The organism is Anaeromyxobacter sp. SG64, assembly GCF_022690745.1.
In the GTDB taxonomy this organism is placed as follows: Bacteria; Myxococcota; Myxococcia; order Myxococcales; family Anaeromyxobacteraceae; genus Anaeromyxobacter; species Anaeromyxobacter soli.
This window is the reverse complement of the sequence record NZ_JALCZB010000030.1, coordinates 24,164-49,547: the sequence shown is the minus strand read 5'-3', so window position 1 is coordinate 49,547 and position 25,384 is coordinate 24,164. Positions and strand designations below refer to the sequence as shown.

26 protein-coding genes are annotated in these 25,384 nt (G+C 74.2%); 20 read left to right on the top strand and 6 right to left on the bottom strand.

Annotated elements, in window-relative coordinates; all coding sequences use genetic code 11:
- The first annotated feature begins 144 nt into the window (after positions 1 to 144).
- From MNZ29_RS11405 to MNZ29_RS11395, 3 genes are all read left to right on the top strand, one after another.
- Positions 145 to 507: a hypothetical protein gene (locus MNZ29_RS11405; protein ID WP_242333949.1), complete on the top strand. Its 363-nt coding sequence runs from the start codon at positions 145 to 147 to the stop codon at positions 505 to 507.
- A gap of 116 nt (positions 508 to 623) precedes the next feature.
- The gene (locus MNZ29_RS11400) at positions 624 to 1,646 is read left to right on the top strand and encodes an RluA family pseudouridine synthase (protein ID WP_242333946.1); all 1,023 of its coding nucleotides are present in this window, start codon (positions 624 to 626) and stop codon (positions 1,644 to 1,646) included.
- 35 nt (positions 1,647 to 1,681) lie between these two features.
- Positions 1,682 to 4,246: a penicillin-binding protein 1A gene (locus MNZ29_RS11395; protein ID WP_242333944.1), complete on the top strand. Its 2,565-nt coding sequence runs from the start codon at positions 1,682 to 1,684 to the stop codon at positions 4,244 to 4,246.
- Positions 4,247 to 4,293: 47 nt separating this feature from the next.
- Here the strand turns inward: MNZ29_RS11395 and MNZ29_RS11390 are convergent, their stop codons facing one another.
- Entirely contained in the window at positions 4,294 to 4,731 is a 438-nt protein-coding gene (locus tag MNZ29_RS11390; protein WP_242355260.1) for an EVE domain-containing protein, read from the bottom strand.
- 84 nt (positions 4,732 to 4,815) lie between these two features.
- Here MNZ29_RS11390 and tatB point away from each other — a divergent pair, with 84 nt between their 5' ends.
- The 6 genes from tatB to MNZ29_RS11360 all read left to right on the top strand — a co-directional run bounded on the left by tatB (position 4,816) and on the right by MNZ29_RS11360 (position 8,499).
- The gene (gene tatB / locus MNZ29_RS11385; RefSeq protein ID WP_242355258.1) at positions 4,816 to 5,190 is read left to right on the top strand and encodes a Sec-independent protein translocase protein TatB; all 375 of its coding nucleotides are present in this window, start codon (positions 4,816 to 4,818) and stop codon (positions 5,188 to 5,190) included.
- Positions 5,187 to 5,996 (top strand): twin-arginine translocase subunit TatC, encoded by an 810-nt coding sequence (gene tatC / locus MNZ29_RS11380; protein WP_242355256.1) that lies wholly within the window; start codon positions 5,187 to 5,189, stop codon positions 5,994 to 5,996. The genes tatB and tatC overlap by 4 nt, the downstream gene beginning before the upstream one ends.
- An 83-nt stretch (positions 5,997 to 6,079) precedes the next feature.
- Positions 6,080 to 6,271: a hypothetical protein gene (locus tag MNZ29_RS11375; RefSeq protein ID WP_242333932.1), complete on the top strand. Its 192-nt coding sequence runs from the start codon at positions 6,080 to 6,082 to the stop codon at positions 6,269 to 6,271.
- 13 nt (positions 6,272 to 6,284) lie between these two features.
- Positions 6,285 to 7,487 (top strand): acetyl-CoA C-acetyltransferase, encoded by a 1,203-nt coding sequence (locus MNZ29_RS11370; RefSeq protein ID WP_242355255.1) that lies wholly within the window; start codon positions 6,285 to 6,287, stop codon positions 7,485 to 7,487.
- Positions 7,488 to 7,560: 73 nt separating this feature from the next.
- Complete coding sequence (locus MNZ29_RS11365) at positions 7,561 to 7,758, top strand: hypothetical protein (protein WP_242333926.1); 198 nt, start codon at positions 7,561 to 7,563, stop codon at positions 7,756 to 7,758.
- Between the two features lie 6 nt (positions 7,759 to 7,764).
- Positions 7,765 to 8,499, top strand: coding sequence for a rhomboid family intramembrane serine protease (locus tag MNZ29_RS11360; protein WP_242333924.1), 735 nt, complete (start codon positions 7,765 to 7,767; stop codon positions 8,497 to 8,499).
- A 210-nt stretch (positions 8,500 to 8,709) separates the two neighbouring features.
- Here the strand turns inward: MNZ29_RS11360 and MNZ29_RS11355 are convergent, their stop codons facing one another.
- Positions 8,710 to 11,052, bottom strand: coding sequence for a hypothetical protein (locus MNZ29_RS11355; protein ID WP_242355253.1), 2,343 nt, complete (start codon positions 11,050 to 11,052; stop codon positions 8,710 to 8,712).
- A 132-nt stretch (positions 11,053 to 11,184) separates the two neighbouring features.
- On the opposite strand from MNZ29_RS11355, the gene MNZ29_RS11350 reads away from it, so the two are divergent.
- The 5 genes from MNZ29_RS11350 (at position 11,185) to MNZ29_RS11330 (ending at position 16,343) form a co-directional block, all read left to right on the top strand.
- Positions 11,185 to 13,122, top strand: coding sequence for a YgiQ family radical SAM protein (locus MNZ29_RS11350; RefSeq protein WP_242355251.1), 1,938 nt, complete (start codon positions 11,185 to 11,187; stop codon positions 13,120 to 13,122).
- Positions 13,123 to 13,131: 9 nt separating this feature from the next.
- The gene (locus MNZ29_RS11345) at positions 13,132 to 13,863 is read left to right on the top strand and encodes an SGNH/GDSL hydrolase family protein (RefSeq protein WP_242355249.1); all 732 of its coding nucleotides are present in this window, start codon (positions 13,132 to 13,134) and stop codon (positions 13,861 to 13,863) included.
- 90 nt (positions 13,864 to 13,953) lie between these two features.
- Positions 13,954 to 15,342, top strand: a complete 1,389-nt coding sequence (gene bioA / locus MNZ29_RS11340; protein ID WP_242355247.1) for an adenosylmethionine--8-amino-7-oxononanoate transaminase — start codon at positions 13,954 to 13,956, stop codon at positions 15,340 to 15,342.
- Positions 15,343 to 15,344: 2 nt separating this feature from the next.
- Positions 15,345 to 16,016: a dethiobiotin synthase gene (gene bioD / locus MNZ29_RS11335; protein WP_242355245.1), complete on the top strand. Its 672-nt coding sequence runs from the start codon at positions 15,345 to 15,347 to the stop codon at positions 16,014 to 16,016.
- Positions 16,017 to 16,070: 54 nt separating this feature from the next.
- Positions 16,071 to 16,343: a hypothetical protein gene (locus MNZ29_RS11330; protein WP_242339893.1), complete on the top strand. Its 273-nt coding sequence runs from the start codon at positions 16,071 to 16,073 to the stop codon at positions 16,341 to 16,343.
- Between the two features lie 92 nt (positions 16,344 to 16,435).
- Here MNZ29_RS11330 and MNZ29_RS11325 read toward each other — a convergent pair whose 3' ends face one another.
- From MNZ29_RS11325 to MNZ29_RS11315, 3 genes are read right to left on the bottom strand one after another with little or no spacing between them, the layout of a single operon-like run.
- The gene (locus MNZ29_RS11325; protein WP_242339894.1) at positions 16,436 to 16,711 is read right to left on the bottom strand and encodes a DUF1844 domain-containing protein; all 276 of its coding nucleotides are present in this window, start codon (positions 16,709 to 16,711) and stop codon (positions 16,436 to 16,438) included.
- Positions 16,712 to 16,764: 53 nt separating this feature from the next.
- Positions 16,765 to 18,144, bottom strand: coding sequence for a trypsin-like peptidase domain-containing protein (locus tag MNZ29_RS11320; RefSeq protein ID WP_242339895.1), 1,380 nt, complete (start codon positions 18,142 to 18,144; stop codon positions 16,765 to 16,767).
- Positions 18,145 to 18,148: 4 nt separating this feature from the next.
- Positions 18,149 to 18,382 (bottom strand): hypothetical protein, encoded by a 234-nt coding sequence (locus MNZ29_RS11315; protein WP_242355243.1) that lies wholly within the window; start codon positions 18,380 to 18,382, stop codon positions 18,149 to 18,151.
- A gap of 79 nt (positions 18,383 to 18,461) precedes the next feature.
- On the opposite strand from MNZ29_RS11315, the gene thiE reads away from it, so the two are divergent.
- The 4 genes from thiE (at position 18,462) to MNZ29_RS11295 (ending at position 21,317) form a co-directional block, all read left to right on the top strand.
- Positions 18,462 to 19,130 carry a thiamine phosphate synthase gene (thiE, locus tag MNZ29_RS11310; RefSeq protein WP_242355241.1) on the top strand — a complete coding sequence of 223 codons (669 nt, stop codon included), beginning with the start codon at positions 18,462 to 18,464 and terminating at the stop codon, positions 19,128 to 19,130.
- Complete coding sequence (locus MNZ29_RS11305) at positions 19,127 to 19,840, top strand: gamma-glutamyl-gamma-aminobutyrate hydrolase family protein (protein WP_242355240.1); 714 nt, start codon at positions 19,127 to 19,129, stop codon at positions 19,838 to 19,840. Before thiE ends, MNZ29_RS11305 begins: the two co-directional genes overlap by 4 nt.
- A gap of 62 nt (positions 19,841 to 19,902) precedes the next feature.
- On the top strand, positions 19,903 to 20,640 hold the full coding sequence (locus MNZ29_RS11300; protein ID WP_242355238.1) for a hydroxymethylpyrimidine/phosphomethylpyrimidine kinase: 738 nt from the start codon (positions 19,903 to 19,905) through the stop codon (positions 20,638 to 20,640).
- Between the two features lie 20 nt (positions 20,641 to 20,660).
- Entirely contained in the window at positions 20,661 to 21,317 is a 657-nt protein-coding gene (locus tag MNZ29_RS11295) for a hypothetical protein (protein ID WP_242355236.1), read from the top strand.
- A 13-nt stretch (positions 21,318 to 21,330) separates the two neighbouring features.
- Here the strand turns inward: MNZ29_RS11295 and dnaB are convergent, their stop codons facing one another.
- Entirely contained in the window at positions 21,331 to 22,755 is a 1,425-nt protein-coding gene (gene dnaB / locus MNZ29_RS11290) for a replicative DNA helicase (protein WP_242339901.1), read from the bottom strand.
- 256 nt (positions 22,756 to 23,011) lie between these two features.
- Between dnaB and MNZ29_RS11285 the strand changes: the two genes are divergently transcribed.
- Entirely contained in the window at positions 23,012 to 23,848 is an 837-nt protein-coding gene (locus MNZ29_RS11285) for an LEA type 2 family protein (RefSeq protein WP_242339902.1), read from the top strand.
- 110 nt (positions 23,849 to 23,958) lie between these two features.
- The gene (gene mgtE, locus MNZ29_RS11280; RefSeq protein WP_242355234.1) at positions 23,959 to 25,278 is read left to right on the top strand and encodes a magnesium transporter; all 1,320 of its coding nucleotides are present in this window, start codon (positions 23,959 to 23,961) and stop codon (positions 25,276 to 25,278) included.
- The last annotated feature ends 106 nt before the right edge of the window (positions 25,279 to 25,384 follow it).

The following is a 25,384-nucleotide window of genomic DNA, read 5'->3' as shown; positions in this document are numbered from 1 at the left end:
CGAGCGGGCGGGGGTGGCCGCGCCGCTCCGCGCGCGGACGGGACCGCGGGGTCGCGGGGCGCCGCGCGCCGGCGGGGCGAGCGGGGAGGCGCGCGGAGGGCGCGGGCCGCTTGCCCATGCACGGATGGTGCGCAGGTTCGTGGCATGCACGGGCTGCCTCCCTTCACGCCGGTCGCGTCGAGCGTGCGCGTCCGCGCGGTGAACATCGCGCTCGGGCTCTGGCTCTTCGCCTCGACCTTCCTGCTCCCGCGCGACGGCGGCGTCGGGTTCAGCACCTGGCTCGTGGGGATCTGGGTCGCGACCACCGCGCTGCTCGCCCTCTACGCGCCCGCCCTGCGCTTCCTCAACACCGCCCTCGCCGGCTGGCTGCTCGTGACGACGATCTGGTTCCCGCACACGCAGGCGTGGGTGGCGTTCCACGACGCCTTCGTGGCGGGCGTGATGCTGGTGGTCTCGCTCGTGAAGACCACGCCGCTCGAGCTGCGCCCGCGCGACGCGCCGGCCTGAAGCGACCGAGCACGACCCTGCGCGCGGGCCCGCGGAGCGGCGGCCGGCGCGCGAGGCGCCCGCCCCGCTGGCGCGCCGGAGTCGTCCGGAGCGGGCGGGTGCTGTAGAACATCCCGGTGCTGACGATCACCATCTCCGAGGACGCCGCCGGGCAGCGGCTCGACAAGCTCGTGCGCAAGGCGCTCCGCGACGTGCCGCTCTCGCACGTCTACAAGATGTTCCGCACGCGCAAGGTGCGGGTGAACGGCGCGCGGGGCAAGGCGGAGCAGCTCGTGCAGGCGGGCGACACGGTCGTGATCCGCGGCGACGAGGAGCGGCTCCTCGCGCGGCCGGAGCCGGCGCGCGGCGCGGCGCGGGGGGGTGAGGTCACCTTCGGCGTGCTGCACGAGGACGCCGACGTCCTCGCGGTGGACAAGCCGGCCGGCCTCGCCGCCCACCCCGGCACCGGCATCACCGGCGCGACGCTCGTGGAGATGGCGCGCGCGCACCTCCGCACGCCCGAGGACCTGCCGCCGACCGAGTTCAAGCCCTCGCCCGCGCACCGCCTCGACCGCGACACCTCCGGCGTCGTGCTGGTCGCGAAGACGCGCAAGGCGATGGTGGGGCTCACCGAGATCTTCACCAGCGGCGAAGGGGTGAAGAAGACCTACCTCGCCCTCGTGAAGGGGAAGATGCCGCGCGAGGTCGGCACCATCGACCTGCCGCTCTCCGAGCACGAGCAGACCGCGCGCTCCAAGGCGGCGCGGGGGGTGAACCTGCAGGAGGCGCTCACCCGCTGGAAGGTCCTGTCCTCCGGCAAGGAGGCCTCGCTCCTCGCCGTCGGCATCGAGACCGGGCGCACGCACCAGATCCGCCGCCACCTCGAGGCGATCGGGCACCCGGTGCTCGGCGACAAGCGCTACGGAGACTTCCCCGCGAACCGCGCCGCGAAGCAGCGCTGGGGCCTCCGGCGCATGTTCCTCCACGCCTGGAGGCTCGAGCTCCCGCACCCGACGGGCGGGCGGCGGCTCGAGCTCGAGGCGCCGCTCCCGGAGGAGCTCGCGGAGGCGCTCTCGCGCGCGAACCTCGCGGCGCCCGGGGTGGGCCCGGGCGAGCGGGCGGGGGCCAGGGCGCCGGCCCGCCCACACGGCGAGCGTTGAACTCACCCGGACCCGGGGCTTAGATTCGCCAGCCGATGAGCGACAGCCGCGATCCGACGGTCGAAACCGGGGGCACGACGGACGCCCCCTCCCGCGTGGTCCTCGACGGGGTCCCGCCCCCCCGGCCTCTCGTCCGGCGGCTCCTCCGCTGGGCGATCTTCCTCGCCATCGTGGCGGTGAACGCCGGGGTGGTCGCCGGGATCGCGGGCTACCTGTACTTCTCGCGCAGCCTCCCGGAGCTGCCCAGGATCGCCGACTACCGGCCGCCCATCATCACCGAGCTCACGAGCGGCGACGGGCAGATCGCCGGCGAGTTCTTCGTCGAGCGGCGCAAGGTCGTCCCATACGCGCGCATCCCGCGCCAGCTCGTGCAGGCGTTCATCTCCTCGGAGGACCAGGACTTCTTCGAGCACGGCGGCATCGACTGGAAGGGGACGCTCCGCGCCGCGGTGAACACCTACGTGCTGCGGCGCCGCATCCAGGGCGGCTCCACCATCACCCAGCAGACCGCGAAGTCGCTGCTCATCAGCGCGGAGGGCTTCGAGTCGGGCACGAAGCGGAGCCTCGCCCGCAAGATCCGGGAGTTCATCCTCGCGAAGCGGCTCGAGCGCGCGTTCACGAAGGAGGAGATCCTCTGGCTGTACCTGAACGGCGTCTACCTCGGGCACCACAGCTACGGGGTCCAGACGGCGGCCGAGAACTACTACCGCAAGAACGTGGAGGAGCTCACGCTCGAGGAGGCGGCCCTCATCGCCGGGCTGCCGCAGGCGCCGTCGCGCTACTCGCCCTTCTCCCACCCGGAGGCCGCCAAGGAGCGGCGCCGCTACGTGCTGCGCCGCATGGCGGAGGAGGGCTTCATCACGCAGGAGGAGCGGCGGCGCGGCTCCGAGGCGGAGGTGAAGGTCTTCGGGGTCGACGACGTGTTCCGCGAGACGGCGCCGTTCTACGTCGAGCAGGGCCGCCGCTACGTGGTGGACCGCTACGGCAACGACCGGCTCCTCCACGACGGGCTCCGCGTGGAGCTCGCGATGGACCTCGAGAAGCAGCGCGCCGCCCAGGCGGCGATGCTCTCCGGGCTGATGGAGGTCGACCACCGCCAGGGCTACAACGGGCCGGTCGCCAACGTCGCCCCCGGGAGCGACGAGCGCAGGGAGCTCGCCAGCCGGCTCGCGCGCGCCTGGCCGAAGGGCTCGCTCGAGCCCGGCGACTACTGCGTGGGGATCGTGGCGCGGGTGGGCGCCGACGCGGCCGAGGTCGAGATCGGCGAGAACCGCGGCCTGCTCCCCGTCTCCGGCATGCGCTGGGCGCGCCGCCCGAACCCGGAGGTCTCCTACCCCGACGCGCTCATCTCCCGCCCCTCGGTGGCGGTGAAGGCGGGCGACGTCGTGCTCCTCCGCCGCGTGACGCGGGAGCAGCTGCAGAGGCGCGAGAAGGAGCTCGCGGTGGGGAAGGCCTCGGCGGTGCCGGAGGCGGAGCTGCTCTTCTCGCTCGAGCAGGAGCCCAAGCTGCAGGGCGCCCTCGTCTCGGTGGACCCGTGGACGGGCTACGTGGTGGCGATGGTGGGCGGCTACGACTTCGACGCCTCCGAGTTCAACCGCGCGTTCCAGTCCTGCCGCCAGCCGGGCTCCGCGTTCAAGCCGCTCGTCTACTCCGCCGCCATCGAGAAGCTCGACTATACGCCGGCGACGATCCTCACCGACGCGCCCATCGTCTTCCGCGACGACGAGAACAGCTGGAAGCCCCAGAACTACGGGCAGGACTTCAAGGGCGACGTGACGCTGCGCACCGCGCTCGTCAACTCGATGAACATCCCCGCGGTGAAGACCGCCGAGGCGCTCACCGCGAAGGCCGGCGCCCTCGCGCTCGCGCAGTGGGCGAAGGCGCTCGGGCTCACCACGCCGGTGAAGCTCGAGCTCGGCAGTGCGCTCGGCTCGTCCTGCGTGAACCTGTGGGAGCTCACGAACGTGTACGCGCTCTTCGCGCGCTACGGCGAGAAGCGCCCCGCCGCGCTCGTGAAGCGCGTCCTCGACCGCGACGGGAACGTGCTCGAGGATCGCGCCGACTGGCGCGACCCGTGGGTCGGGCTCGACGAGCGGCTCGCGGCGGGGTTCGCCGAGGTGACGCGCCCGCGCGAGCGGGTGATGGACGAGCGGACCGCGTACATCCTCGTGCGGCTGCTGCGCGAGGTCGCGACCGTCGGCACCGGCGCCCGGGCGGCCGCGCTCGGCAAGCCCGCCGCGGGCAAGACCGGCACGACGAACGACTCGTTCGACACCTGGTTCATGGGCTTCACCCACGACCTCGCGACCGGGGTGTGGCTGGGCTACGACGTGAACGTGACGCCGCTCGGCCGGTACGAGACCGGCGGTCACGCGGCGCTGCCCATCTGGCTCTCCTACATGCGCACCGCGCTCGAGGGCCGGCCCCAGCCGGAGTTCGCCGCGCCCCCCGGCATCGTGGAGGTGCGGATCGATCCCGAGACCGGGAAGCCGTCGGGGGACGGGCGCGGCGTGCTCGAGCCGTTCAAGCAGGGCACCGAGCCGACCGCCGTGAAGGAGGGCCAGCAGAAGGTCGAGGTGCAGGACCTGTTCATGCAGTAGCGCCCGCGGGCGAGCGGGCGCTCGCCGAGCGGCCAGGGCGGCGTGCTTCAGAAGCGCTCGTCGGTGCGGAGGCCGCCGGTCTTGGCGATGATCTCCGCCACCCCGACGAGATCGCGCCACTCCGCCGGCGAGAGCGGGACGACGGAGAGCCGTCCCTGGCGGAGGAGCGCCGAGCCCTCGAACGTGGGCTCCTGCTTCAGCGCCTCGAGCGGGACCGGCGCGGGGAGCGGCCCCACCGCCCGCACGTCAACGCAGACGGTCCCGCTCCCCTCGGGGTCGGGGTAGGCGGTGCGCACCACCACCGCCACGCCCACGGCGCGCTTCTCGCCCGAGTGGTAGATGACCGCGTGGTCGCCCGCCTGCATCGCGCGCAGGTTGGCCTGCGCCTGCGCGTTCGAGACGCCGGTCCAGGCGGTGGTGTCCTCGCGGACGAGGTCGTCCCACGCGTACGCGCTGGGCTCGGTCTTCAGGAGCCAGTAGGCCATGCGCCGGAGAGTTAGGCGCGGCGAGCCGGCGCCGCAACGACCGCGCGAAGCCTTCCGGATTCGCCCGTGTTATATGGGCGACGCATGTTCGGCCTCGGCTTCGGCGAGATCGTGATCATCGCCATCCTGGCGCTCCTCCTCCTCGGGCCCGACCGCCTGCCGGAGGCGGCCAAGACCCTCGGGAAGACGCTCCGGGAGGTCCGCAAGGCCACGGACGACATCAAGGACCAGATCGAGACCGAGCTCTACGCGGACGAGCGGAAGGCCGCGAAGCCCGCCCTGGTCCCGCCGGTCCCGGCCGCGTCGCTCCCGCCCGCCGGGCCACCGCCGCCCGCCACGACCGAAAACGTCCCGGGCCTCGAGGCCGCACTCGCCGAGCCCGCCGGCACGGCGCCCCCGCCCGCCGCGGAGGAGCCCGCCGCGGCCCCCGAGGCGCCTGCGCCCTCCAGGACCGCATGAGCTCGACCGCGCCGCAGCTCCCTCCCGCCGGCGGTGCGCCGGAGCCGGAGGGCGAGGTTCGCCTCACGTTCATGGAGCACCTCCGCGACCTGCGGAAGCGGCTCATGCACGCGCTCCTCGGCGTGCTCGTGGGCATGGTCGCGGTGGGCGGGTTCGTGGAGCCCATCTTCCACTGGCTCATGAACCCGGTGCGCGCGGCCCTGCCGAAGGAGCAGCAGGTGCTGCACTACACGAGCTCGATCGAGCCGCTCATGGTCTACCTGAAGGTGGCCGTGTACGGCGGCGTGTTCGTGGCCGCGCCGTGGGTGCTCTGGCAGGTCTGGCAGTTCATCGCCCCCGGCCTCTACCGCAAGGAGAAGCGGCTCGTCGTCCCGTTCCTGTTCTTCGGGACCCTGCTCTTCTACGTCGGCGCGGCGTTCTGCTACTTCCTCGTCATGCCCCCGGCGTTCCCCGCGATGCTCGCCATCGCCGGCGACGCGAGCCTCGTCCCGATGCTCACCATGAGCTCCACCCTCGGGCTCGTGCTCGGGATGCTGCTCGGCTTCGGCGTGGTGTTCGAGGTGCCGGTCATCATCGCGTTCCTGGCGCTCATCGGGGTGGTCTCCGCCGACACGCTCGCGAAGTACCGGCGCATCGCCATCGTGGTGAACACGCTCATCGCGGCGATCATCACGCCTACCGGCGACCCGCTGAACCTCGCCATGATGGCCGTGCCGATGATCCTGTTCTACGAGATCGGCATCGTCCTCGCGCGCATCCTCGGCAAGAAGAAGGCCGCCCCGGCCCCGTCGGTCGCGAAGGCGTAGGCGCTCACCCGGCGCGCCCGCGCGCGGACCCACCCCCATCGAAAGCCGCGCGCCGCGCCCGGCGGGGACGTAGCATCCCCGGCGTGACCTTCCACGTCCTCGCGGCGCTGTTCGCCGTCTACATGCTCGCCCGCCACGCCCCGCGCGCCGTGCGGCTCCTGCGCTCGCCGGAGGGGCGGGCCGCGGCGGCGATCCCCGTCGTGAACATCCTCCTCGCGGTGGCGATCCTGGCCTTCGCCGTGAAAGGCCTCACCGCGAGCCTTATCCCTAGATGAGGAGGCTTCGCGCATGAAGCGGGCAGGCCAGAAGGACGTCGTCATCCTCGCCGCGAAGCGGACCCCCTTCGGGACGCTCGGCGGCGCGCTCAAGGATCTGAGCGCCACCGACCTGGCCGTGCACGCGGCGACCGCGGCGATCGCCCAGGCGGGCGTCCCGGCGGAGGACTACGGCCACGTGGTGATGGGCAACGTGGCGCAGACGAGCAGCGACGCGATCTACCTCTCCCGGCACGTGGGGCTGCGCGCCGGGCTCCCGCAGCGCGTGCCCGCGCTCACCGTGAACCGGCTGTGCGGGTCGGGCTTCGAGGCGGTGATCCAGGCCGCCATGCTCATCGAGCTCGGCGAGGCGGAGGTGGTGCTCGCCGGCGGCACCGAGTCGATGAGCCAGGCGCCGCTCGTCGTGCGCGGCGCGCGCTTCGGCTTCCCGTTCGGCAAGCCGCCCGCGATGGAGGACATGCTCTGGTCGGCCGTCACCGACAGCTACGCCGGCATGCCCATGGCGCTCACCGCCGAGAAGCTCGCGGAGCAGCACGGGATCGGCCAGGACGCGGTGGACGAGCTGTCGGTGCTCTCCCAGCGGCGCTGGGCGGCGGCCCAGGAGGCGGGGCGCTTCCGCGAGGAGCTCGTCCCCGTCGAGGTGAAGGGCAAGAAGGGCAGCGTCACGTTCGACCGCGACGAGCACCCGCGCCCGGACACCACCGTCGAGGGGCTGCGCAAGCTGCCCAAGGTGTTCAAGAAGGACGGCGTCATCCACGCAGGCGCCGCGAGCGGGGTCGCCGACGGGGCGGGCGCGCTGGTGGTCGCCACCCGCGCGTACGCGGAGCGGCGCGGCGTCCGCCCGCTCGCGCGGATCGTGAACTGGGGCCACGCGGGCGTGGACCCGACCATCATGGGCATCGGCCCGGTGCCGGCGATCCAGAACGCGCTCGCGCGCGCCGGCGCCACCCTCGCGGACATCGACCTCTTCGAGGTGAACGAGGCGTTCGCCCCGCAGTACCTCGCGGTCGAGAAGGAGCTCGGGCTCCCGCGCGAGCGCACGAACGTGGACGGCGGCGCGATCGCGCTCGGCCACCCGCTCGGCGCGAGCGGCGCGCGCATCACGATGCACCTCGCGTACGAGCTCCGCCGGCGCGGCGGACGGGCGGCGATCGGGTCCGCCTGCATCGGCGGCGGGCAGGGCGTCGCGATCGTCCTCGCCCCGGTCGAGCCGTGACGCCGTCCGTCGCGTTCTTGCCCGGGCCCTCCCGGGACGATAGGGTCCAGCCCGTTCCGAGGGAGGGTACGGGATGGCGGACTTCACCGGGGTGAAGGTGTTCACGACCACGCTCGCGCGCGATCGGGAGCACATGGGAGAACACATCACGCGCTGGCTCGCCGAGCACCCCGATTACGAGGTGGTGGAGCGCGAGGTGACGCAGAGCTCCGACAAGGAGTTCCACTGCCTGTCGATCATCCTGTTCTACCGGGAACGAAGAAAGGCCTGACGCCACATGCCCACCGCCCGCCGCCGCCCCCCCGATCTCGGCAGCGTCTTCACGTTCGGCGGACGGGTCCCCGCCGCGGTGGGCTTGCTCATCGTGGCGATGGCGGTCGTCACCATCGGGAGCTGGCTCGACCGGCGGCTCCTGGCGCTCCTCGCCTTCGACCCGCCGAGCGTCGTCGGCGGCCAGGTCTGGCGCCTCCTCACCTGGGTCTTCGTCCAGGACAGCCCGCTCACCCTCTTCTTCGCGGGCTTCATGCTCTGGTGGCTCGGGCAGCAGCTCGTGTTCACGTGGGGCGAGCGGCGCTTCCTCCTGCGCTTCCTCGGGATCACCGTGGGAGCCGGCGCCCTCGCGACGCTCGTCGCGATCGTCTACCCGCCCGCCGCCATCGCCCACATCGACGCCTGGCCCACGGTGAACGCGCTGCTCGTCGTCTGGGCGCTCATGTACCCGGACCGCCCGCTCTCCTGGTTCGGAGTCGTGAACATGAGCGCCAAGATGATGGCGGCGCTCGTGGTGTTCGGGACCGTGCTCTACGCCATCGCCTACGGCGGCCCGGGCCGCTTCGTGGTGCACTTCTCCGCGCTCGCCCTGGGCTGGGTGATGTCGCGCGGCTTCTCGTTCGGCCGGTACTTTCGCAAGGCCCGGCGGAGCATGGAGGAGCGCGAGGCGCGCCGCCGCGCGAAGCACCTCAAGGTGGTCCGCCGCGACGGCAAGGACGAGCCGCCCCGCTGGATAAACTGATCTCACGGGGGACTGCGTCCCCCGCCCCCGCGGCGGAGCCGCCGGGGCCCCACCCCCGCGCGGCGGGGCCCGTGAACCTGCGCGCCCGCTGTCGGGGGTGCGCGCAGGTTCCCCGCCGGAGGGGCTTCGCCCCTCCCGCGCTTCGCGCGGGGCCCTCCCCATCGCGCGGTCTCGACACGGAACACGCGGCGGCGCCCGCCGCGCGGCGCGTCAGCTCACCACCACGTCCTTCACCGCCGCCCGGTAGACCCAGATCCGGCCGGTGTTCGTGCGCGTGTCGCCGGGGAGCATGAAGAACCCGGGGCCGTCCTCGCGATAGTCGGGGCCGAAGCCCGCCACCTGCCGGCCGTCGCGGAAGGTCACGCGGACCTTCTTGCCCTCCGCCGGCGGCGGCGCCTCGCCGGGCGGGAGCATGAAGAAGATGGCCTTCATCTTCTCCGTCGGGAGCTCGTCGGCGGCGGCGCCGGGCGCGGAGGCGAGCGCGAGCACCGGCGCGGCGAGGTCGGCGTCCTCGATGACGCCGCGCTTCACGGTGCCCTCGAGCATGTGCACGACCACGCGGTGCGAGCCCGCGGCTCGGCTCGATGACGCCGGGGCGGCGGATGCGGCGGCGACCGGGGCGGGCACCGCGGCTGACGCTGGTCTCGCCGGGGCAGGCGGAGCCGGCGGCGCCGCAGGGGCCACGCTGCGCGCCAGGACCGGCGCGGCAGGCGCCAGGGTGGGCGCGCGCGGCGCGGCGGCGGGCGGCAGCGCGCCGAAGTCGAGCGAGGGCGGCGGCGTGTCCGCCTCGTCGGCGGGGATCTCCTCGAGGATCTCCGCCCCGTCCACGGTCGGGAGCTCCTCCACGATCTCCGGCAGCCCGAGGTCGTCCGCCGCGGCCGCCGCGGGGAGCGGGTGACTCTCCGTCACGCCATCCGTGTCGAGCCCGAGGCTCGCGTCAGGGTCGCCGAGCGCAGCGGGCGCGCCGGGGCCGGCGCCCTCGGGGGGCGCGGTCTCCCACGGCGCGGGCGCCTCCGCGGTCGCCCAGGCGCCGGCGGGGTCGGCTGCGTCGAACGAGCCGCCCGAGGCGAGCGCGAAGCCCTCCTCGAGCGCGCGGTCGGCGTGCCAGTCGCCGACGCCGCCGGCCGCGAGCGGCCGGTCCGCCTCGAAGCCGCCGCCGTCCGGGGAGCCGAGCGCGGCGGCCACGTCGAAGGCGGCCGAGTCGTCGTACTCGCCGCCGAGCTCGCCCGCGGCGGGCGCGAACACCGGCGGCGGGGCGGACGGATCGAGCCCGAGCGCCGGATCGACTCCATCGCCCTCCGCGGCGAGCGTGTCGGTGCCGTCGCCGAAGGCGGGAGCGCCGCTCGCGAGCTCGTCGTAGGCGCCGAACGCGGCGCCCTCCGGTGCCTGCTCGGCCGCGGGCGCCGGATCCCAGCCCGCGGGCGGGAGCTCGCCGGCGTCCAGCCGGAGCGGCATGGTGAGGGTGGGCTCGGGCTCCGAGGCGAGGCCGAGGAGCTGGGTCGGCTCCGGCATCGCGGCGGCGTCGAGCGCGGTGGGGTCGAAGCCGGCGAGCGCGTCGTCGGGCGCGGGCGCGACCTCGAAGGCCGACTCGTCGAGCGGCTCGAGCTCGAGGGCGGGCAGCTCGCTCGCGGCGTCGCCCTCGGGCGCGGCCGCGGCGAGGTCGAGCGCCTGCGTCGGCTCGGGCGCCTCCGGCGCGAGCGCCGGATCCCACGCCGCCTCGCTGCCCGCGCCGAGGAGCTCCGCCGGAGCTGCGTCCTCGCCCGCGAGCGCGGCCGGGTCGAAGGTCCCGTCCGCCTCGCCGAGCGCGGAGAGCTCGGGCTCGGCCGGATAGGCGCCCGCGTCCCACGGTCCGGCCGCGGTCGGAGCGGCGTACGCGCCCGGCTCCCATCCCGCTGCCCCGCCCGCCGCCGCAGGATCCCAGGCGGCCGCGTTCGGGTCCCAGGGCTGGCCGGCGGCATCGACCGGGAGGGCGTTCGGGTCCCAGGGCTGGCCGGCGGCATCGACGGGGAGGGCGTTCGGGTCCCAGGGCTGCCCGGCGGCATCGACGGGGAGGGCGCTCGGATCCCAGGGCTGCCCGGCGGCATCGACGGGGGCGGCGTTCGGATCCCATGCGCCCGCGCCCTGCGGCGCCGCGCCAGGATCGCCCTCCCAGCCGAGGACGGCGGGATCGAACAGGTCCGCCAGGTCCTCAGCGGTCGCGCCGTCCTCGAGGAGCGGCGCAAGGGCGCCCTCCGGCGGAGGGGCGTCGAAGGCGACCTCGGCCGGGGCGGCGGGGGCGGGCGCGGGGAAGAACGGCTCGGGCTCCGGCTCCGGGGAGAGCTCGGGTGGCGGGGGCGGGCGGTTCCGCAGCCCCGCCGGCAGGAGCGACTCGCGCAGCCGCGCCGCCGCCGCGTTCACGTCGAACCCGCCGCGCGGCGCCCCGCCGCCGGGCTCGCCTCCCACGAGGTCGCGGAGCTGGGCGTGCCGGCGCTCCTCGTCGGGCGAGAGTCCCTTCGCGAGCCGCTTGGCCTCGAGGGTCCGGTACTCCTGCATCACGCTGCGGGGATCGGGCATCGGGTCTTCCGGGGGGGAAAGCCGGCGGGGAGGGGCCGAGCGAGACGGCGGATGATACCTCGCCGGCCGGAGCCCACAAAAGGCGACGCCTCCTTGATTTCCCCAACTCCGGCGGCCATGTATGGCGCGCTCATGAGCCCCCTGCCGGTGGTCCAGAACGGCCGCGCGAAGCCGCCCGCGGCCGGCCCCGAGGCATTCCTGCCGACCACCCCAGGCGAGGTGCGTGCCCGCGGCTGGAGCGGGCTCGACGTCCTGCTCGTGACGGGCGACGCCTACGTCGACCACCCGAGCTTCGGCGCGGCGGTGATCGGGCGCGTGCTCGAGGCGCAGGGCTACAAGGTCGGGATCGTGGCGCAGCCGGACTGGCGGAGCACCGCCGACGTCCTGCGCATGGGCCGGCCGCGGCTCTTCGTCGGGATCACCTCGGGCGCGATGGACTCGATGGTGAACCACTACACGGCGCACAAGCGCCGCCGCTCCGACGACGCGTACACGCCGCACGCCGCCGCGGGCAGGCGCCCCGACCGCGCGACCGCCGTCTACGCTCGCCTGTGCCGCGAGGCGTTCGGCGCGACGACGCCCATCGTGCTCGGCGGCATCGAGGCGTCGCTCCGGCGCATCGCCCACTACGACTACTGGGACGATCGCGTGCTGCCCTCCGTGCTCGTGCCCTCCGGCGCGGACCTGCTCGTGTACGGGCAGGGCGAGAAGCCGGTGCTGGAGATCGCGCGCCGGCTCGCCTCGGGCGAGGACATCTGCGGCCTCGTGGACGTGCCGGGCACGGCGCTCGCGGTGCCGGACCTCGCGCTCGCCCTCCTGGAGGGGCGGGCGCGCGCGACGCTCGAGCTCCCCGCCTACGAGGAGATCGCCCTCGACAAGAAGCGCTTCGCGGAGTTCAGCCGCCTCTACCACCTCGAGCACAACGGCGAGAACGCCCGCGTCCTCGTGCAGCGGCACGGCCACGGGGCGCGGACCCGCTTCGTGGTGGTGAACGAGCCGATGGCGGCGCCCTCGACCGAGGAGCTCGACCGCATCGCCGAGCTGCCCTACGTGCGCGAGGCCCACCCGTCCTACGGCGGGGCCCACATCCCAGCGCTCGAGCAGATCCGCTGGTCGATCCAGATCCTGCGCGGCTGCGCGGCGGGCTGCGCGTTCTGCTGCATCACCGAGCACCAGGGGCGCGACATCGCGAGCCGCTCGGAGGCGAGCGTGCTGCGCGAGCTCGCCACGCTCGCCTCGAAGGAGAGCTTCAAGGGCACCATCACCGACGTGGGCGGCGCGACCGCCAACATGTGGGGGATGCGCTGCACGGACGCCGAGGCGCACGCGGTGTGCCGGCGCGCCTCCTGCGTCTACCCCACCGTCTGCAAGTTCTTCGCGGTGGACCACGGCCCGCTCGTGGACCTCTACGAGAAGGCCCGCAAGGTGAAGGGCGTGAAGCACCTCTTCGTCGGCTCGGGCGTCCGCTACGACCTCGCCCAGGCGGACACGAGGAACGGCGCCCGCTACCTCAAGACCCTCGTGCAGCACCACGTCTCCGGCCAGCTCAAGGTGGCCCCCGAGCACGTCTGCGAGCCGGTGCTGAAGCTCATGAAGAAGCCGGGCGTGTCGTCGTTCGAGAAGCTGCGCAAGGACTTCGAGCGCTACTCGCGCGAGGCCGGCAAGGAGCAGTACCTCGTCCCGTACTTCATCTCCTCGCACCCGGGGTCCTCGCTCGAGCAGGCGGCGGAGCTCATGGACTACCTGCAGGACAACCGCTGGAAGCCGCAGCAGGTGCAGGACTTCATGCCGACCCCCATGACCCTCGCCTCGGACATGTACTTCTCGGGCTACCACCCGATGACGGGCGAGCCGGTGCACGTCACGCGCGACATGGACGAGAAGCGCATGCAGAAGGCGCTGCTCCGCTGGGGCGATCCGGCGAACCGTCCGCTCATCGAGAAGGCGCTCCGCAAGCTCGGGCGGCTCCGGCCCGGCGAGCGGCTCGGGCCGGGGATGCGGCCGGCGCGCGGGACCCCGAAGAGGCGCGGCCCCGGCGATGGGGCCCGCGGCCGCGGCCGCCGTGCCTAGCTTGTCGGGGTGATCCCGCACCTCCGTCTCGCCCGCGCCGCCGCGCTCTTCGTGCCCCTGGCGCTCGCCCTCGCCGCAGGCCGCGCCTTCGCGCTGCCCGCCCGCGGCGCGCCGCTCGTCTACCTCGCGCTGGGCGACTCGACCGCCGTCGGCGTGGGCGCCGCGAGCGGCGGAGGCTACCCGCAGCGGCTCGCGCGCCGCCTCGACTCGAGCGGTGTCCCGGTGAAGCTCACGGTCCTCGGGGTGAGCGGCGCGAACACCGCCGACCTCCGGCGAGATCAGCTCCCGAAGGTGATGGCGGCGCGTCCGGCGCTCGTCACCATCGGCACGGGCATCAACGACCTCATGCAGGGGCGCCCGCTCGCCGAGTTCGCCCGCGACCTCGAGATCGTCGCGGATCTCGTGCGGCGCACGAAGGCCACGGTGGTGCTGCAGACGCTCCCCGACCTCACCTTCTCGCCCGCCGGCCACGGCGCGCCGCCCTCGCTCGGCCGGCGCATCGAGGCCTACAACGCCGTCATCGCGCGCGTGGCCGAGCGGCACGGCTTCGTGCTCGCCGACGTCTACGGCAGGAGCCGCAGGGAGCTCCGCGACCGCCGGAGCGAGCTCTTCGGCAAGGACGGCTTTCACCCGTCGTCCGCCGGCTACGAGGTGTGGGCCGAGGCGATGTGGCCGGACGTCGAGCGCGCCGTGGTCCACCCGCGCGTCCAGGCCCGCCGGACGGCGGCGACCGAGCGGTAGGCCGCCGCGCGAGGGCCAGGGCCGCGCGCTCCGGCCGGCGCGCTCGACACCTTCCCTTCGCCCGCGGCCGCGCGATAGCCTCGCGCCCCCATGGACCATCCGACGGGCTCTCCCGACGCGCGCGCCGCGCGCCACCGCCGCCTCTGCGAGGCCGACCACCGCCACCTCTGGCACCCGTTCACGCAGATGCAGGACTGGCTCGCGGAGGAGCCGCTCGTCGTCGACTCGGCCGACGGCGTCCACCTCGTCGACACCCTCGGCAACCGCTACCTCGACGGCGTCTCCTCGCTCTGGTGCAACGTCCACGGGCACCGGGTGAAGGCGATCGACGACGCCATCCGCGCCCAGCTCGACCGCGTCGCCCACTCGACGCTCCTCGGCCTCGCCTCGACCGCCTCGATCGAGTGCGCCGAGGAGCTCGTGCGCCACCTGCCGCGCGGCCTCACCCGCGTGTTCTTCTCCGACGCCGGCGCCACCGCGGTGGAGATCGCGCTCAAGATGGCCTTCCAGCACCATCAGCTCCGCGGCGACGCGGCGCGCACCGAGTTCGTGGCGCTCCGCGGCGGGTACCACGGCGACACCATCGGCTCGGTGTCGGTGGGCGGCATCGACCTCTTCCACCGCATCTTCAAGCCGCTCCTCTTCGACGTGCACCACGCGCCGCAGCCGTACTGCTACCGCTGCCCGCTCGGGAAGGAGCCTGCGTCCTGCGGCATGGCCTGCGCCGACGCGGTGGAGCAGGTGTTCGCCGAGCGGCCGGGGAGGATCGCGGCGCTCGTCATGGAGCCGGTGATGCAGGGCGCGGACGGCATGATCGCGCAGCCGCCCGGCTACGTGCGGCGCATGCGGGAGATCTGCGACCGGCACGGGGCGCTCCTCGTGTGCGACGAGGTGGCGACCGGCTTCGGGCGGACCGGCACCACCTTCGCCGTCGAGCAGGACGGCGTCGTCCCCGACATCCTCACCATGGCGAAGGGGATCACGGGCGGCTACCTGCCCCTCGCCGCGACCGTCACCACGGAGCGGGTGTTCGAGTCCTTCCTCGGGCCTTATGAGGAGAAGCGGACCTTCTTCCACGGCCACACCTACGCGGGGAACCCGCTCGCCTGCGCGGCCGCGACCGCCTCGCTGCGGCTGCTGCGCGAGGAGCGCGTCATCGAGGGGCTGCCCGCGAAGATCGCGGCCCTCGCGCGCGCGCTCGAGCCGGCCGCGCGCATGGCGCACGTGGGCGAGGTCCGCCAGCGCGGGCTCATGGTCGGCCTCGAGCTCGTGCGGGACCGCGCGACCCGCGAGGAGTACGCCTACGCGCTCCGCTCCGGCCACGAGGTGATGCTGGAGGCGCGCCGGCTCGGCGCCATCCTGCGGCCGCTCGGCAACGTGGTCGTGCTCATGCCGCCGCTCGCCATGACCGAGCGGGAGCTCGAGCAGCTCGCCGCCATCGCGCTCGCGAGCATCGAGAAGGTGACGGCGAGGATCTGACCGTGCGCGGGCTCTTCGTCACCGGGACCGACACCGGCGTCGGCAAGACCGAGGTGAGCTGCGCGCTCGTCGCGGCAGCGCGGGCCGCGGGCGTGGACATGGTGGCGATGAAGCCGGCCCAGTCGGGGGTCACGCCCGGCGAGCCGAGCGACGCGGACCGGCTGCACGCGGCCAGCGGCGGCGTCGAGCCGCTCGAGGCCCTCTGCCCGTACTCCTTCGCCGCGCCGCTCGCGCCCGCCGTGGCCGCGCGCCTCGAGGGCAGGGCGGTCTCGCTCGAGGCGATCGTGGAGCGTGCCCGCGCGCTCGCGGCGCGGCACGACGCCGTGCTCGTCGAGGGCGCGGGCGGGCTCCTCGTGCCGCTCACGGAGCGGGAGACCTACGCCGACCTCGCCGTCGCGCTCGGCCTGCCGGTGCTCGTGGTCGCGCGCGCGGGGCTCGGCACCGTGAACCACACCGCCCTCACCGTCGAGGCGCTCCGCGCGCGCGGGCTCGTCCTCGCGGGCATCGTCCTCAACCGCGCGTGCGACCTCGACGATCCGTCCGTCCCGTACAATGCCGGGGAGATCGCGCGCGTGACGGGCTGTGAACTCATCGCGAGCCTGCCGTACGCGCGCGATATCGCTGAGCGCCAGCGTTTTCTGCGATCCAGGCTCGCCGGCAAGATCCAGTTTTAGGGCACGGCGCGCGAAAATTGGATCCCCTCGGCGATCGATCCTAGAGATCGCCGCGTGCCGAACGTCGTCGACCTCACGCTCGTCTCCCGCGCCCGCCACGTCCTCCAGCAGGTCCTCGAGGAGCGCGGCCTCGGCTTCTTCCTCCTCGCCTCGTCGCGCGCGCCGAAGCTCGACGCCCGCCGCATCGCCTGGGTGGTACAGGCGGCGCGCCGCAAGGCCGGCCCGCACGCGCGCCGCGATCCGAACGCCCTCTCCCGCACCCGCCGCGTGGTCCGCCGCGAGCTCATCCGCCTGCTCGCCGAGGCCATGCTCCAGGCGGGGGTGTAGAGCGGCGACGCGCGCTCCCTGGCGCCACGTCGGCGGCAGAGCGGCAGCCGTAGCCGCTCGCGAGATCCCGTTTCGGCCGGAGAGGCGGCGCGCTACTCCGCCTTGCCCCCCTGCTTCGCCACGTAGCGCAGCCGCAGGTCGGTGAGGAGGTGCTCCATGAACTGCTCCTCCTCCGGCGTGAGGTTGCCCTTCGTCTTCTCGCGGAGCATGGCGAGGATGTCGATGGACTGGTGGGCGAGGGAGAGGTCGGGCTTGCCGGGGAGGCCGGTGTCGGGGTGCGGCGCGTCGCCGAGGTGGATGAACGCGCTCGAGGCGAGCGAGAGCACGAACGTGTAGAAGTCGATCCCGCCGGCGTCCTTCTCGTCCATGGCGAACCTCCCGAGGGGCGCGCGCGAGCGTCGCGGCCCAGGCGCTCCGGAGTCTACTGGAAGTCGAAGGCGATCCGCTCGGCCGCGTAGCCGCGCTGGACGAGCAGCACGAGCTGGCCGCTCCGGCGCGCCCGCGCCGCGGCGCGGCGGAAGGCCGCGAGGGTCGAGACCTCGGTCGAGTTCACCTCCCGCACGAGGTCGCCCTGCCGGATGCCCACCTGCGCGGCGGCCGAGCGCGGGGCGACGCTCTTCACCACCAGCACCGAGCCGCCCTGGACGCGCTGCTCCCCGAGCGTGAGCCCGGTCGCGCGCGCGGCGAGCTCCGCGGCGGCCTGCGCCGAGAGCTCGACCGAGGTCACCGACACCGCCACCCGCTGCCCGCGGCGGAGCAGCTCGAGCTTCGCTGCGCCGCCGATGGGCAGATCGCGCACGCGGAAGCGGAACTCCTCGGCGCTCTGCGGCGCGAACCCCTGCACCGACTCCACCACGTCGCCCTTCCGGATGCCCGCCGCCGCGCCCGGCGAGCCGGGATCCACCGCGGTGACCACCACGCCCCCCGTCGTGCCCTCGGCCGCGCCGTCCTTCGCGGGCAGGTCGTCCACCGCGACGCCGAGGTAGCCCTCGCGCACCTCGCCGTGCTCGATGAGGTCCTCGGCGATGCGGCGGGCGCGATCGATGGGGATGGCGAAGCCGATGCCGGCGTTCCGATCGCCGAGGATGGCGGTGTTGATGCCGACGAGCCGCCCCTCGATGTCGAGGAGCGCGCCGCCGGAGTTCCCCGGGTTGATCGACGCGTCGGTCTGGATGAAGTCGAAGAGCGTCCGCTCGCCCGCCTTGAAGTTCCGGTGCACGGCGGAGACGACGCCGGTCGTGACGGTGTGCGACAGGCCGAACGGGTTGCCGATGGCGATGAGGGTCTCGCCGATGAGGAGCTCGTCCGAGCGGCCCGTGGTGACGAAGGGCAGCTTCTCCTTCGTCTCGAGCTTCAGCACGGCGAGGTCGCTCGACGGATCCGTCCCGACCACCTTCGCGATGATCTCGCGCCCGTCGAGCAGGCCCACCCGGAAGCGGGCGCCGCGCTCGACGACGTGGTTGTTCGTGAGGACGTAGCCGTCGGGCGAGACGATGACGCCCGAGCCGAGCGAGGTGACCGCGTACCCCTTGCGGTAGCGCGGGTGCTCGAAGAGGTCGCCGAAGAGGAGCTCCGCCATGGAGCTCCCCCGCGACGGCACGCGGATGCGGACGAGCTCCTCGGCGGAGACGTTCACCACCGCGCCGCGCACCTTCTCCACCGCCAGGACGACCGGCGTGCGCCGGTTCGGCGACGGCCGCTCGTCGGGGCGGGGGAGGGCGTTCGGTCGGGCGGAGGCGCCCGGGGCGATGAGGACCGCCCCGAGCGCGAGCGAGGCGAGGATCGCGCGGCGCGCGCGCACGGCTCTAGGCGGGAGGAGTCTCGCCGCCGGGGGCGGGCGACTCGGGCTCTTCGTCGACGTCGTCGAGATCGTCGAAGTCGTCGGAGTCCATCGACGCCTCGATCGGCATCGCCTGGTCCGCGAGGTCCGGCAGGGACTTCACGTGCTTCTCGTAATCCTTCTCGTCGAGGACGCCCTTGCGGACGTAGCGACTCGCGACACGCTTGTCGACGAGCTTGTTCTCGGGCTGATCGGCCATGGGTCCACCTGGAACGCGGGAGGCGGGCAAAATATGCGGCGCCTTGCGGGGCAGTCAAGCGCGTGTTAGCGCTGTCGTCATGCCCACTTCCGATGCCTCGGCGGGCGCCGCGCGGCGCGCGCGGCTCGCGGGGCTCTACGCCATCGTGGGGGGCGGGGACGCGATCGGGCAGGCGCGAGCCGCGATCGCCGGCGGCGCCGGCGTCGTGCAGGTCCGCATCAAGGACGCGCCCGCCGGCGCGGTGCTCGCCGCGGCGCGGGAGATCGTCGCCCTCGCGCGGGGGCGCGCCCTCGTCATCGTGAACGACCGGGCCGACCTCGCGCTCCTCGCCGGCGCGGACGGCGTGCACCTCGGCGACGACGATCTGCCCCCCGCGGAGGCGCGCCGGCTCGTCGGTCCGGAGCTCCTCGTGGGCCGCACCACCCGCACGCTCGAGGAGGCGCGGGCCGCCCTCGCCGAGGGGGCGGACCACGTCGGCTTCGGCCCGATCTTCGCCTCGCGCTCCAAGGCGCTCGCCGTCCCGCCGCGCGGGACGGCCCTGCTCCGCGAGATCGCCTCCGCCCTCGGCGCGCCGGTCGTCGCGATCGGCGGGATCACCCTCGCGAACGTCGGCGAGGTGGCCCGCGCCGGCGCGGCCTGCGCCGCCGTCATCGAGGCGATCTTCGGCGCGGGCGAGCCGAGCGCGAACGCCGCCCGGCTCGCGCAGGGCTTCGCGTCGGCCAACCGGCTTCGGGAGACGACGCCATGAGGTCGCGACCGCGCATCGGCCTCACCCTCGACGCGGACGAGCGGGAGGAGCGCTACTTCCTCGGCCGCGCCTACATCGAGGCGGTGCTCGCCGCGGGCGGGCTCCCCATCCTGCTCCCGCACGCCAAGGACGCCGCCGCGGCCTACCTGGCGCTCCTCGACGGGCTCGTCGTGACGGGCGGGTTCTTCGACGTGCCGCCGGAGCTCTACGGCGAGGCGCGCCGCGACGCGTGCGGCGCCACGAAGCCCGAGCGCACCGCGTTCGAGAAGGATCTGCTCGAGGCGGCGCTCGCCGCGCGCATGCCGGTGCTCGGCGTGTGCGGCGGCATGCAGCTCCTCAACGTGGTGCGGGGCGGGACGCTCTACCAGGATCTCCCCGGCGACGCCGGCATCCGCGGCCACGAGCAGCCCGCGCCGAAGGACGTCCCCTCGCACGAGGTGGCCATCCAGCCGGGCACGCACCTCGCGGCCCTCGTGGGCCCGGGCGCGCTCTCCGTGAACTCGACGCACCACCAGGCGGTCCGCGAGCCGGGCGCCGGCGTGCTCGTGTCCGCGCGCGCGGCGGACGGGATCGCCGAGGCGATCGAGCTGCCGGACCTGCCGTTCGCGCTCGGCGTGCAGTGGCACCCGGAGGCCGTTCTCCGCCACGAGCCGCGCCACGCGGCGCTGTACCGCGGGCTCGTCGCCGCGGCGCGGGATCGCCGCCGGTGAGCGCGCGCGCCGCAAGGGTCCGGGCGAGGGCGCCTGGGCCCGCGCGAGGCTCCCCTCCGCGCGTGCTCGTCGTCGCCGGCCTCGATCCCTCCGGCGGCGCCGGCCTCCTCGCCGACCTCGAGGCGATCCGCGCCGCTGGCGCGGAGGGCTGGGCCGTCGCGACCGCCCTCACCGCCCAGGGGCCGGGCGGCGCGCGAGGCTTCGAGCCCGCGAGCCCGGGGATCCTGCTCGCCCAGCTCGACGCCCTCGTGCTCGGCGCCGAGCGGCCGCGGGCGGTGAAGACCGGCATGCTCGCCACGGCGACGATCGCCCGCACCCTCGCCGTCCGGCTCGGCGAGCGCCCGCTCGAAAGGGTGCCGCTCGTCATGGACACGGTCCTCGCCGCCTCCTCCGGCGCGCCGCTCTTCCTCGCCGAGGGCCGTCCGCTCGGCGACGCGCTCGCGCCGCTCCTCTCGCGCGCGAGGCTCGTCACGCCGAACCTGCCCGAGCTCGCGGCGCTCACGGGCCTCGACGTCTCGACGGACGAGGCGGCCGTGCGCGCCGCCCGCGCACTCCCGGCGCGCGCGGTGCTCGTGAAGGGCGGGCACCGCGAGGGGGCGCCGCTCGACCTGCTCGTCACGCGCGGCAGAGTGACGCGGCTCGTGGGCCGGCGCCGGCCGGGGACCGCGCGCGGCACGGGCTGCCGGCTCGCCTCGACGATCGCTGCGCTCCTCGCGCGCGGCGCGCCGCTCGAGGAGGCGGTGCGCGGAGGTAAGCGCGCGGTGGAGCGCTACCTCGACCGCGCGGGCGCGCTAGAATGATGCGGAACCAGGGGGAGGTCATGACGGGGATTCGCTCGCGCCGCGCCCGCGCCTTCACCGCGGCGCTCCTCGCCGTGGCCCTCGTCGCCACGGCGCCGCTCCCGGCGCGCGGCCAGCAGGTGCCGGAGCAGCTGCCGGAGCAGGTGCCCTTCATCGAGCGCCGGGAGCCCGTCCGCCCGACGCGGCCGCCCCCCGATCGCAACCTCGTCCTCCTGTTCAACGTCGCCGGCCCGGCGGGGAACCCCTTCGACGGCGATCGCGGCTGGCGGCTCGAGGCGAGCATCGAGCGACGGCCGGAGGGCCGCCTCTCGTCCGCGGTGGTGATCGGCGGCGGCAGCGTGGCGGTGAAGGGCTACCCGGAGGAGTGGGCGCTCGGGTTCAGCGGCCAGGGCCGCTGGTATGCGCTCGGGGACTTCGATCGCGGCCTGTTCGTGGGCGGCGTCCTCGACTTCCGGCGCATCGGCCCGCACCTCATGTGCGGCGCGGGCCCGCTCGTGGGGTACCGCCACACCACCGCGCGGGGCGTCGCCGCCGAGGTCCACCTCGGCCTGCCGCTCCTCGCGGACTCGTTCTCGTCGGACGCCGCCGGCCGGGTGCCGCTGCGGGACGCCTGGCGGGCGATGCTGCCCGGCGTCTTCGTCGGCGTCGGCGCGGCGCTACGCACCGGGCGGCGCTGAAGGGACCGCGACTTCACGGTCCGTCGCGCCGCTTCTCCATCTCGGCGAAGTAGGTCGTCGTCTTGAAGAAGACGAGCGGGATCGTCCCGGTGGGGCCCTGGCGCTGCTTCGCCACGACGAGCTGCACCTCGAGCGTGTCGCCGCTCGCCGTGCCGGCCTGGACGTCCTTGTTGTCCTCGTCGTTGCGGTGCAGGAACATGACGATGTCGGCGTCCTGCTCGATCGCGCCCGACTCGCGCAGGTCGGAGAGCATGGGCGGCTCGCCCTTGCGCTTCTCCACGCTGCGGTTCAGCTGCGAGAGCGCCACGATGGGGCACTCGAGCTCCTTCGCGAGCGACTTGAGCGAGCGGCTGATGGTGGCGATCTCCTGCTCGCGCGACTGGGTGGCCCGGTCGGACGGGGCGTGCATGAGCTGCAGGTAGTCGATCATCACGAGGTCGAGGCCGCCGTTCTCGCGCTTCAGCTTGCGGCACTTCGAGCGGAGCTCGACCGGGGTGAGGACGAAGTTGTCGTCGAGCCAGATGGACGCGGCGCCGATCTTGTCCGCGTGCGTCGCGATCTTCTGCCAGTCGTAGGCGGAGAGCTGGCCCGCGGAGAGCCGCCGCCAGTCGAGCCGCGCCTCGGAGGCGAGCATGCGCAGCGCGAGCTGGTCGGAGGGCATCTCGAGCGAGAAGAACGCCACCTTCTTCGCCGCCTTGATGGCCGCGTGGGTCGCGATGTTGAGGGCGAAGGCGGTCTTGCCGACCGACGGGCGGGCGGCGAGGACGATGAGCGTGCCGGGCTGGAAGCCGAGGGTGTTCTTGTCGAGCGACTGGATGCCGGTGGGGACGCCGGTGATGGGGGAGAGGCCGGCCTGGACGCGCTTCTGGACCGCCTCGAGGTTCTCGATCGCCCGCATCACCGGCTCGGCGATCTTCTTCAGCGTGTCGGTGCCGGTGCCCGCCGCCGCGCCGAACACGTCCTGCTGGGCGGAGTCGAGGAACTGCTGGACGTTCGGCCCCGCCTCGTAGCCGCGCTCCACCACCCGCTGGGCGGTGAGCATCATCTGGCGCAGCCGGGCGAGCTCCTGCACCGCGCGCGCGTAGTGCTGCACGTTGGCGGTCGTGCCGATGGCGCGGGCGAGCGAGAGCGGCAGCTCGCGCGGGACGGCGCTGCCGAGCAGGCCCTTCGCGTCGAGCCGCTGCTGGACGAGGATCGGGTCGAGCGTCTTCGACTCGCGTGCGAGCTCCTCGCACACCGCGTACACGTGCTGGTGCTGGAGCAGGTAGAAGTCGCCCGACTTGATGAGGGCGGCCACCTGATCGAAGGCGGTCTCCTCGACCAGGATCGCGCCCAGCACCGCCTGCTCGGCGTCGAGGCTGTGGGGCAGGTCGCGGGCGCTGCGCAGCGGGGCGACGAGCGCCTCGGAGGCGCGTCGAACGGGATCGAGCTCGGCCATGGAACGGGCGAGAGCCTACCAGCGACCTCCGACGGGATCACCGTGGATGGCCGGTGGAAAACGTCGGAAATCCCGGGGGAGAGCGCTGTGGAGCGGCTGTGGACGGCGTGTGGACGGCTTGAATGCCGGCCGCGGCCGGACCGTCCGTCCCTTGCGCGTGGGCTGGCGCCGGCGGATCGGCCGCGCGTGCGAATCTCGGAGGCGGACGGCCTCCCACCTCGCGGCGCGGCTCCGCCCACTGCTAGAACATCCCTCCATGAAGAAGCCAGCCCTCCTCGCCCTCCTCGCCGTCGCCGCCCTCGGGACCGGCTGCGCGGGCCTCACGAACCTCGCCCGCGTCGCGTTCAAGGATCCGAAGCTCACCTTTCGGTCGGCGACCGTCGAGGCGCTCGATCTCGAGGGCGCCACCCTCGGCGTGAAGTTCGACCTCGAGAACCCGAACGGCTTCGGTCTCGACGTCGCCCGCGTCGGCTGGGGCGTCGAGGTGGAGGGGACCCGCATCGCGACCGGCGACATGCCGGGCGGGCTCGCCATCCCGGCGAACGGCGTCGCTCCGCTCACCATCCCGGTCCGCATCCGCTACCAGGACGTGCCGGGCATCGTCGGGCTGCTCACGAGCCGGCGCGACGCCATCGCCTACCGGCTCTCCGGCAAGGTGGGCGTCCGCACGCCCATCGGGGTGGTGGACCTGCCGGTCTCGCACTCCGACCGGCTCGCGCTGCCGAGCCTGCCGAGCTTCTCGCTCGAGGGCGTCTCCTTGCGCACGGCCTCCCTCACCGAGATGGCGCTCGACGTGAAGGTCCGGGTGAAGAACCCGAACGCCTTCCCGCTCCCGGCGGGCCGGCTCGACTATGCCCTCTCGCTCGCGGGCTCCGAGGTCGCGAGCGCGCGGGACTCGGCCCTCGCCCGGGTGGCCGGCGGCGCCGCACAGACGATCGCGATCCCCGTGCGCCTCAACGTCTTCCGCGCCGGGCGCGCCGCGACCGACCTCGCCCGCGGGGCGCCGGTCCGGCTCGGCCTCGCCGGGACCGCGGAGGTGGCGGGCATCCCGCTCCCGCTCGCCCTCGACGCGACCGTCCCCGTCGGGCGCTGACCGCCCGGACCCCCGCGCGGCGCGGGCGCCCGCAGGGCCGCTCCACGCGGAGCGTTTCGCTTTACGCCCCGCCACCGCGAGACTAGCCTCCGCGTCGCGAAGGGAGCGGCATGGACGCGGATCAGCTGGTCGACGTGCCGCTCACGGCGGAGGAGCTCCGGGACGCCTGGCCGGCCCTCTCCTGGGAGGAGCGGATCGAGGGGTTCCACCGGCTCGTCCGCGCCGAGGCGGACGACTTCTTCCTCGAGCTGCCCCCCGCCGACGAGGCGGCGCTGCTCCTCGCGCTGCCGCCGCCCGAGCGGCGGCTGTGGATCCGGCTCCTCGCGCCCGACGACGCCGCCGACGTCATCCAGGACACGCCGGAGGAGGAGCGCCCCCGCCTCCTCGAGCTGCTCGATCCGGTGGCGCGGCGCGAGGTGACCGCCCTCCTCGCCTACGCGGAGGACGCCGCCGGCGGCCTCATGAGCCCGCGCTTCGCGCGGCTGCGGCCGGAGATGACCGCCGACGAGGCCATCCGCTACCTGCGCCGCCAGGCGCGCGAGCAGGCGGAGACCATCTACTACGCGTACGTCCTCGATCCCGACCAGAAGCTCGTCGGCGTCGTGTCCTTCCGCGACCTCCTCACCGCGCCGCCCGACCGCCGCATCGCCGATCTGATGAAGCGCGAGGTGGTGAGCGTGCCGGACACGCTCGACCAGGAGGCCGTCGCGCGCATCATGGCCCACGAGGACGTGAACGCCATCCCGGTGGTGGACGGGCAGGGTCGCATGCAGGGCATCGTCACCGTCGACGACGTCGTCGACGTGGTGCAGCAGGAGGCCACGGAGGACATCCAGAAGATCGGCGGCATGGAGGCCCTCGACGCGCCCTACCTCGCCACGGGCTTCCTCGCCATGGTGAAGAAGCGCGCGGGCTGGCTCTCCGCCCTGTTCATCGGCGAGATGTTCACCGCCACCGCCATGGCCGGCTTCGAGGACGAGATCGGGCGCGCGGTGGTCCTCGCGCTGTTCGTGCCGCTCATCATCTCGTCGGGGGGCAACTCCGGCTCGCAGGCCTCGACGCTGGTGATCCGCGCCATGGCGCTCGGCGAGGTGGCGGTGCGGGACGCCCTGCGCGTCGCCCGGCGGGAGGTGCTCTCGGGGCTCGCCCTGGGCATCATCCTCGCCCTCATCGGCTCCCTGCGCATCTTCGCCTGGCAGGGGCTGTTCGGGACGTACGGGCCGCGCACCCCCTCCATCGCGCTCACCGTGTCGAGCTCGCTCGTGCTCGTCGTGACCTGGGGCACGCTCATGGGCTCGATGCTGCCCATTCTCATCCGCCGGCTCGGTTTCGACCCGGCGAGCGCGTCCGCGCCGTTCATCGCGACGCTCGTGGACGTCTCCGGGATCGTCATCTACTTCACCGCGGCGCGGCTCATCCTCGGGCTGTAGCCGGCCGCCGACCCCGGCCCCGCCCCCGGGCCGGCGCCCGAGCGGGCCGTTCTAACCTGTCGTGACCTCCTGTATGGGTCCGGTCTCCGGAGGCGAGCGCCTCCGC